The 7,408-nt window shown below is 62.8% G+C and carries 11 protein-coding genes; 7 read left to right on the top strand and 4 right to left on the bottom strand.

Translation table 11 applies throughout. The annotated features are described in order from the left end of the window. Positions 1-118: 118 nt before the first annotated feature. Entirely contained in the window at positions 119-619 is a 501-nt protein-coding gene (locus tag RFM52_RS29670) for a hypothetical protein (RefSeq protein WP_320298365.1), read from the bottom strand. Positions 620-707: 88 nt separating this feature from the next. Here RFM52_RS29670 and RFM52_RS29665 point away from each other — a divergent pair, with 88 nt between their 5' ends. Together RFM52_RS29665 and RFM52_RS29660 are read left to right on the top strand one after the other, a co-directional pair. Then, positions 708-953 carry a hypothetical protein gene (locus RFM52_RS29665; RefSeq protein ID WP_320298364.1) on the top strand — a complete coding sequence of 82 codons (246 nt, stop codon included), beginning with the start codon at positions 708-710 and terminating at the stop codon, positions 951-953. 111 nt (positions 954-1,064) lie between these two features. Next, positions 1,065-2,087, top strand: coding sequence for a sensor histidine kinase (locus tag RFM52_RS29660; protein ID WP_320298363.1), 1,023 nt, complete (start codon positions 1,065-1,067; stop codon positions 2,085-2,087). Here the strand turns inward: RFM52_RS29660 and RFM52_RS29655 are convergent. Next, the gene (locus RFM52_RS29655; RefSeq protein WP_320298362.1) at positions 2,077-2,247 is read right to left on the bottom strand and encodes a hypothetical protein; all 171 of its coding nucleotides are present in this window, start codon (positions 2,245-2,247) and stop codon (positions 2,077-2,079) included. The two genes, RFM52_RS29660 and RFM52_RS29655, sit on opposite strands and share 11 nt — an antisense overlap. A gap of 238 nt (positions 2,248-2,485) precedes the next feature. On the opposite strand from RFM52_RS29655, the gene RFM52_RS29650 reads away from it, so the two are divergent. The 5 genes from RFM52_RS29650 to RFM52_RS29630 all read left to right on the top strand — a co-directional run bounded on the left by RFM52_RS29650 (position 2,486) and on the right by RFM52_RS29630 (position 5,762). After that, complete coding sequence (locus RFM52_RS29650; protein WP_320298361.1) at positions 2,486-2,839, top strand: SPW repeat protein; 354 nt, start codon at positions 2,486-2,488, stop codon at positions 2,837-2,839. A 148-nt stretch (positions 2,840-2,987) separates the two neighbouring features. After that, positions 2,988-3,155 carry a hypothetical protein gene (locus RFM52_RS29645; protein WP_320298360.1) on the top strand — a complete coding sequence of 56 codons (168 nt, stop codon included), beginning with the start codon at positions 2,988-2,990 and terminating at the stop codon, positions 3,153-3,155. Between the two features lie 108 nt (positions 3,156-3,263). After that, positions 3,264-3,704 carry a hypothetical protein gene (locus RFM52_RS29640; protein WP_320298359.1) on the top strand — a complete coding sequence of 147 codons (441 nt, stop codon included), beginning with the start codon at positions 3,264-3,266 and terminating at the stop codon, positions 3,702-3,704. Next, positions 3,688-4,593, top strand: coding sequence for an HTTM domain-containing protein (locus RFM52_RS29635; RefSeq protein WP_320298358.1), 906 nt, complete (start codon positions 3,688-3,690; stop codon positions 4,591-4,593). The genes RFM52_RS29640 and RFM52_RS29635 overlap by 17 nt, the downstream gene beginning before the upstream one ends. Then, a complete protein-coding gene (locus tag RFM52_RS29630; protein WP_320298357.1) occupies positions 4,590-5,762 on the top strand; it encodes an SdrD B-like domain-containing protein in 1,173 nt (390 codons plus the stop codon). The genes RFM52_RS29635 and RFM52_RS29630 overlap by 4 nt, the downstream gene beginning before the upstream one ends. Positions 5,763-5,934: 172 nt before the next feature. On the opposite strand, the gene RFM52_RS29625 is transcribed toward RFM52_RS29630, so the two are convergent. Beyond that, complete coding sequence (locus RFM52_RS29625) at positions 5,935-6,696, bottom strand: hypothetical protein (protein ID WP_320298356.1); 762 nt, start codon at positions 6,694-6,696, stop codon at positions 5,935-5,937. Positions 6,697-6,850: 154 nt separating this feature from the next. Next, positions 6,851-7,321, bottom strand: coding sequence for an Lrp/AsnC family transcriptional regulator (locus tag RFM52_RS29620; protein WP_320298355.1), 471 nt, complete (start codon positions 7,319-7,321; stop codon positions 6,851-6,853). Positions 7,322-7,408 lie beyond the last annotated feature (87 nt).

Genomic DNA, 7,408 nt, shown 5'->3' with positions numbered 1-7,408 from the left:
GCTTTAAGTTTTTGATTTTAAGCATGTCTTTGTCCCGAAACCGGGCCCACTTTCGGGAGACATGCTTTAGTGGCCTCTTCGGAACCGCCCCGCTTTCCCCACACCGCAGCGCCGACAGCTATTTGTCCAGCTGCAGCAGGTTGACCGGCGCGTCGGGCAGCGAGCGCTCCCAAAGAGCCCTCTCAAGGTCGTTCCGATTGTCGGCGCCTAGGGCCTGCGGCAGGTCGAGCGCCGTCAGGGCCTGGTCGTCGAACTCGATCGGCGCCCCGTAAAGCTGGGCAATCTGCATCACCAGGCTTTCTATGTCCTCGCGCGCGATGTTGTCGGCGAGGTTTTTGAGCCTGATTTCTTCGGCAAGCCGGATGATGTTGACGATGCCGTTCGTCCGCAGGGCCTGCTGGACCTTGCAATGAGCATCATCGCGCAACTGGTTGGAAAATCCTAGTATCATTGGAAAACCCTCCTTTCGCGGGGGTTTATCCCTCTGTTGCAACCATGCGCCGGAGGAGAGCGGTTGACAATACACAAATGTTAAAAACAATAAATAAATCAGTTGGTTAGCATAATATATCAAATGTGATTTCGCCCCATCCTGAGTATCGTTAGCTTCGTTGCCCATCGGCAAATCATCCCCCCTTGACGCTTCATGAGCCGTTTCCTACTTCTACTCATAGTGAGGCACATACTAACTCACAGCGGAGGCGGAAGTGGCTGAGCTTGAACGGCCGCAAAGGTTGCAGATCATGCTGACCGACGAGGAATTGGCGGCGCTGGAAAACTGGCGTTTCGAAAAGCGCATGCCGAGCCGTTCGGCCGCGGTCCGCGAGCTGTTGCGCCGTGGGCTGGCATCCGATGGGTTTCTGACCGCTGACACGGGCGCAAGGTCGCAGGATTTCGGTGTGATATCACCGAACCGGAATGTCGCCGATGGCCCCAGCGAATCGAAGCCCTGAGCAAATGCGTTCTCGCTCGCGTCAGATTGCCTTGACTCCGGCCGGCCCTAATTACCTTACATGACCAATTCCGGGGGGACGTTCCAACACGCTCCAAATGCCGATGCGCGTTTGGCCGCGATCGTCGATTCTTCGTACGACGCAATCGTCGGCAAGAATCTGGACAGCATAATCACCGACTGGAACCACGCGGCCGAGCGCATGTTCGGCTATACCGCCGAAGAAGCCGTCGGCCAGTCGATCCTGATGCTGATCCCCGAGCATATGCAAGGCGAGGAAACCGAGATCATCAGCCGCATCCGCAAGGGCGAGCGCATCCCGAGTTTTGAGACGGTGCGCAGGCGCAAGGACGGCTCGCTGGTCACCGTTTCACTGACGATTTCGCCGATCAAGAACAGCGCGGGGGAAATCGTTGGCGCCTCGAAAATCGCCCGCGACATCACCCCCGCCAAGGAAAGTGAGCGCCGCATTCGGCTTTTGATGCGCGAGGTCAACCATCGCGTGAAGAACCAGTTCGCGGTGATCCTGTCGATGGTCAGGGAAACCAGCAAGCGTTCGACCGATCCGGCCGAGTTCGAGCAGATGATCCGATCCCGCATCATGGCATTGTCGCGGTCCCATGATCTGCTTGTCACCTCGGAATGGGCCGGCGCCAGCCTGTTCGACCTGATTCAGGAGCATTTGAAGCCTTTCGGCCATGAGGAGCGTATATCGCTTTCCGGGCCGCTCCTCACACTGCAGTCGAATGCGGTGCAGAATCTCGGCATGGCCTTCCATGAGCTGGGCACCAACTCGTCCAAATACGGCGCGCTGGCGGGCGAGGGCGGCCGCGTCGAAATCACCTGGAAGGTCGAGAGCGGACCGGAAGCGCAGCGCCGCTTTCACCTTCTCTGGCACGAGACGTCCGGCGTGACAGCCGACGGAGCGGCGCGCAAGACGAGTGAGCGCACCGGTTTCGGCGACCGCAAGGGTTTTGGCACGGTGGTGTTGCAGCGGGTGGCGCCACAGGCGCTGAGCGGCTCCTCCAGTCTCGAACGTGCGCCTGGCAGCGTGAAGTGGGAGCTCGACGCGCCGCTCGAGGCAATCGTCGTGCCGCAACTAGGGGCCGACACCGAGAACGACTTCAGCGTTTGAGAGACCTGCCCGGAAGACTACCGAATTGCACGCCGGCCTTCAGGAAGATGTCTTCGGTGCGTGCCGGTTCGCTCGGCGCGACATGGGTCGGCGCGCCGTCGACCTCATCATGATCGGTATAGGCGCATGGCCCTGCCGGCTGCGCGCGAAACGATGCCATTTTCCAATAGTCCCAAAGCCCCCAAAGCTCACCCGCAACCCCGACGATCGTGAGCACAAACATGCCGAGCGCGGTGAGTTTGACCATAGGAGGCAGATGAGGAGGCATTGGGCAAGGTACAAGCCGCGGCCCGGCCCGCTCCTTGCAGAGCGGTAAAAGCGTAATTACATCAATAATGAGCGTGCAATGTCCACGCGGATGCAGTTGCTTTGGTCAAGCTTCATCTATGGAGGTTGTCATGGCAATGATGGAAGCAAGAAAGAGCCTCGACTGGATCACCTTGGTCCTGGCGATTTGCCTGTTTATCTCCCCCTGGGTCATCGGATTCACCGCGGCGATGGTGCCCGCGTGGAACGCCTGGATTGTCGGCGTTCTCCTCGGCGCGCTGGCGCTGGCGATGTTTTCGGTGTTCGCCGAGTGGGAAGAATGGGTAAGTTTGGCTCTCGGGCTCTGGCTGATCGTGTCGCCCTGGCTTTTGGGCTTCAAGGCTGACACGCATGTCATGACCACGCATGTCGCTCTCGGCGTGCTGGTGGTCGTGGCTTCGGCCTGGGCCGTCTGGGACTTCCGTCATCCCCACGCGCATGCGTGAGCGGTGACTGAACGGGAGCCCGCCGCGCGAGCGGCGAGCTCCTGAAACTGGCAGGAACATTTTTGGGGCATCGGGCTGAAATGCAGCGGCGTCTTCACGCAATTGCTGCAACCGGAAACCTTTTCGTGCATTCTTGGGAATGGCCTCGATGTTCAACGCCGACACCCCCGCCAAATGCTGCTCCTATTGCGGCGGCCGCGACCATGACTTCGAGGAATGCCCCAAGCGCAAGGCCGATGCCGAGAAGGAAGAGGCGGCACGCGTCGCCAAGGCTGCTCGTGCAGAGCCTGGCTTCACCAATGAATTTCATCCGTAGTTTTCCCTCGCGCTCTCTCTGCCTATAGGTGCGCCGCGATCTGACTTTTTCTGGGATGGTCGCAGAACGGTGCTGATCCGGTCTATAAGTCCGGACGGGGGTGCGCGGGTGGCGGACATCATCTCGATTGGAACAGGCACGGAGCCTGCCGGACGGCTGTCGGCGGGACGCTTGCGGCTGGTCGCCTTCACGGCGATCGCCGCCTTCATGATCGCCGGACCCGCCGCGGAGCAAATCTTCGGGGTGCAATCGCCGTGGCTTCGCTCCTGGACCATGTTCAGCGCGATCGGGCTGGGCGTGATCGACGCTTCCTTCGAAACCCGCAGGCCCGACGGCGCGCTTGTCCCGCTCGACCGGTTCGAGATGCTCGGCGCCCCTCGCAACGGCAAGCTGAAGTGGATCCAGAACCGCGACGAACTGGCTTCCGTCATCAAGCGGCTCTGCACGGTCGCCGGGCAGGGCGCCGATATCCGAGTCCGTGCCCGGCTAGGCACGCGCAGCGGCTGGCAGACCATCCATACCGATGCCGAAAATGCCTGCGCCGAGTGACGCCGCCAGCGACCGGTCCGGCTTGCGCTCGATGCACGCTTTTGCCCGGCGCTTTGCCGACTGGGCGGCTGGCACCGAGGGCTCGTCGCGGCCATCCGCGTTGATCCGCATCGGCCTGGCCATGCTGTTCTGGTCGCGCTGGGCAGGCGAGTTGCTGCTCTATATGGACCAGTCGCCGGCCGGCCTGTTCCTGGCGGCCAACTTCTTCGTCGCCACGACGCTGCTCTTCGTTGGCTATCACAGCCGCGCCGCCGCCGTCTGGACGGGCGCGGTCGGGCTGGCGATGTACTATTACTTCGGCTTCGAGCTCGGGCGCGAGCCCTGGACCCACCACCATACCTATCTGCTTACCGTCGCCGCGTTGCTGATCGCGCTCACGCCCTGCGACCGCTCCTATTCGCTGGACCGTTACCTGGCGGTGATGCGCGCCGAGCGCGCGGGCCTTCCGCCACCGGCGGAGCGCGGCAATCTGTGGGGCCTGCGGCTGATCGTGGTGCAGCTCTCGGTGCTTTATTTCTTCGCCGCCTTCGACAAGTCGAACTATGCCTTTCTCAGCGGCGCGAGGATCGAGCAGATCTTCCTCTGGTTCTACGCGGGGTCGGACTATCCGGCCGGTCTTGCCTGGCCCGCCACCATGGTGTCCGTAGCCGTGGTCGCGCTCGAATATTGCCTTGCCCTTGGCCTGCCGTTTCGCGCGACAAGGCGCTATCTGGTCCTGCCGGGCCTGGCCTTTCACGCCATCATCTATCTGACGCTGCCGGTCTACACGTTCAGCGCCACCATGGCGTTGCTCTATCTCGCCTATTTCGATGCGGATGCCGTGAGCAAGGTCCTCACGCGTCTCCAGGGGACCGGATCGACAGCGACTGCCAAAGGGGAAATTTCGTGAAGCGTGATTTGTTGTTTTCGGGCGCCGTCGTCGTCGTCGCGGTCGCTGGCCTGGCCGTGCTCTGCGGCTCGGCGCGCGCCGGCGGCGCTGCGGACTATTATCCCAGGCGCGCGTGGGGTTCCTTCGAAGGCGGCCAGATGAACACATCGCTGCTGGTGTTCCGCGACCTCAACAGGAACGGCATCTACGATCTGGGCGACCGGCCGATGTCGCGCGTGGCTGTCGAACTCGGCAAGCCGAACGGCAGCACCATCATGCGATTGACCAATGCCGGCGGTTTCGCCAACTTCCGCATGTCGGTCATGCAGCGCGACTTCGAAGTCGTCGATCCCGGGCACTACACGTTCCGCGTCGTGCCTCCGCCAGGTTATTCCGTCACCACCGGCAACGCCTCGCAGGAAAGCGACTATGTCGTTTCGCCGGGATCGCCGGGCGACATGATCGCAAAGACCACGACGCACCCGGTCGGGCTTGCGGCGGATATGACGATCAGCGGCGCTGTCGCCGCCGGATCGCGCGTTTCGCTGACAGGGCCGGACGGCGTCAGTGCCGCCGCGCAGGTCGGTCCGGACGGGCGTTTCAGCGCACCCGTGACACCAGGCGAATGGCTGGTTGATTTCGCGACCGGCGGCGCGACTGAGCGGCGGCATGTCGTCGTCGGCGCGTCACCGGTGGTGCTCTCGGCGTTTTCGGGCAAAAGCGGACCCGCCGAGAAGCCGCTGCCCCTGGAGCATGTCGTCGGCTTCGACGACCTGATGACGTCGCCCGGCGTGTTCGAGGTTCCGTCGGGCTATGGCGGGCTGAACTGGTACAATCTCGTTGCCATGCACCAGCGCTTCACCGACGGTCCCGGCTACACCAACACGACCATGTCGGGCGAGTTCATCGCCTACAACAGCTCTGGACACCCTGCGCAGGTCTTCAGTGACAAGCCGTTCGATTTCACCGGCGCCTATTTCGGCGCCGGCTGGGACGACGCGGAGGGCGAGACGCTTGTTCTCAAGGCCTGGCGGGGCGATGAGCCCGCCTATGAGGATCAACTGGTGCTGTCCGCGAACGGTTTGGTCTACTTCGCGGCCGACTACCTGCGTATCACGCGGCTCGAGATCCGCACGCAGCATTACTGGCAGGCCGCTATCGACGATTTCGCTTACCGCACCGGCCCATAAGGGCGGTTCACCGCTCCACGGAAGCCGCGAACCGTTCCACACCTTTGATCTGGCGCAATTGCGGCTCGAAGCGCGTTGCCTGAGTCTTCCAGGTCGCCTATCGCTTTCCCTGGAAGTGCGCGGCAAGATCAGAGAGCTTAGGGCACGTTGCCTAGTGCCGCTTCAGGCGGCGTCAACAAGGCGCCCGTGGGGAGGTTCCGCAGGAACGTGGACCGCCGTCGGAATGGCTGAAGCCGGAGTCGTGATGGCCGCCGCCATGACCGCCTGAGCTACCGTTCCCGCCAGAACTGCCATTTCCACCGGAACTGCCATTGCCGCCCGAGCCGCCGTTCCCGGTGGAACCACCGTTTCCACCGGTGCCTCCGCCATTGCCGGCCGAGCCGCCATTGCCACCGTTTCCGCCGGTACCACCGCCGCCATTGCCGGCCGAGCCGCCATTGCCGCCGGTTCCGCCTGTGCCGCCGCCATTTCCAGCCGAGCCGCCATTGCCGCCGGTTCCGCCCGTGCCGCCGCCGCCATTTCCGGCCGCGCCGCCATTGCCGCCGTTTCCACCATTGCCGCCTGCGGAACCGCCATTGCCGCCGTTACCCCCGTTTCCGCCATTGCCGCCCGCGGAACCTCCGTTGCCGCCATTGCCCCCATTGCCGCCTGCGGCCTGAGCCAGAAGAGCACGCTTGGCCTCCTGCAACATGGCTTGCGGATTCATCGCCTGGTGGAAAGCGTCTCGCGGCTCCGGTGGTGCCGAAGCCGCGCGAACTGCCATGGTGGTCGGCAGCAGCATGGTCGAGGCAAGCAGCGCCGCCGCCAGAACACTGCCGGCAAAGGAACGGCGCGCGATATCGGCATTTCCCATGACGTTGAAAACCCTCAAAAGCCGCGCCGACCGCCGCCCGGCAGGCTCAGCACCTGTTTTGATCGAGACGATGTTGGTCACCCGCGTACCCCCGTCCCAACGTATAAACCGGTTCGACGCCCGTTCTTCGACCGTGCCAGAAAAAGTCAGGACCCGACGCCCGACGTTGCGGCTGGTGCCCGCGGTTCGATCCGGCCGAGGGGTGCCGTCGTCTCAAATCATTTTGGCGCTCGCCTTATCCCCTCAACGCATGCGCCGCCGCGTCGGCGAACGAGATGTCGCCCTTGATCTCGCGCATCGCCATCGAGGTGACGGTACGGCGGACGCCTGGCAGCCGGCTGAGTTCCTCGCGCAGCATCCTGTCCAGCGCCCTCATGTCGACGGTGACGATCTGCAGCAGATAGTCGGCCTCGCCGGTCGTGGCGTAGCAGCGGCGGATCAGCGGGTGTTTCTTCACCGCCGCCTCGAAGGCGTCCGACACTTCGAAGTCGATCGACACCTGGATGAAGGCCTCGATGCCGAAGCCGATCGAAGCGGGATCGACGCGGGTGGAATAGCCGCGGATGACGCCTTGATCCTCCAGCGCCTTGACCCGTTTCCAGCACGGCGTCTTGCTCAAGCCCACCTCTTCGGCGAGCTCGCCGAAGGAGATGCGCGCGTCGCGCTCCAGGGCCGCCACGATCTTGCGGTCGAGCATATCCAACATGATTCGTTCTCCAAAGCTCCTCAAATGACGATAAATCATCCTCCGATTTCGAAAGATTGGATAACAGAAAGGAACAATGTTCAAGCC

This window comes from Mesorhizobium humile, from assembly GCF_033977215.1.
Lineage (GTDB): Bacteria > Pseudomonadota > Alphaproteobacteria > Rhizobiales > Rhizobiaceae > Mesorhizobium > Mesorhizobium humile.
The sequence above is the reverse complement of the archived record's forward strand: the minus strand, read 5'-3'. Positions and strand labels throughout refer to the sequence as shown.

Bases quoted from the DNA above. Each gene is read 5' to 3' on its own strand.
- RFM52_RS29670 (WP_320298365.1), bottom strand. From the start codon at position 619: ATGGGCAACGAAGCTAACGATACTCAGGATGGGGCGAAATCACATTTG.
- RFM52_RS29655 (WP_320298362.1), bottom strand. From the start codon at position 2,247: ATGGCATCGTTTCGCGCGCAGCCGGCAGGGCCATGCGCCTATACCGAT.
- RFM52_RS29650 (WP_320298361.1), top strand. From the start codon at position 2,486: ATGGCAATGATGGAAGCAAGAAAGAGCCTCGACTGGATCACCTTGGTC.
- RFM52_RS29645 (WP_320298360.1), top strand. From the start codon at position 2,988: ATGTTCAACGCCGACACCCCCGCCAAATGCTGCTCCTATTGCGGCGGC.
- RFM52_RS29635 (WP_320298358.1), top strand. From the start codon at position 3,688: ATGCCTGCGCCGAGTGACGCCGCCAGCGACCGGTCCGGCTTGCGCTCG.
- RFM52_RS29620 (WP_320298355.1), bottom strand. From the start codon at position 7,321: ATGTTGGATATGCTCGACCGCAAGATCGTGGCGGCCCTGGAGCGCGAC.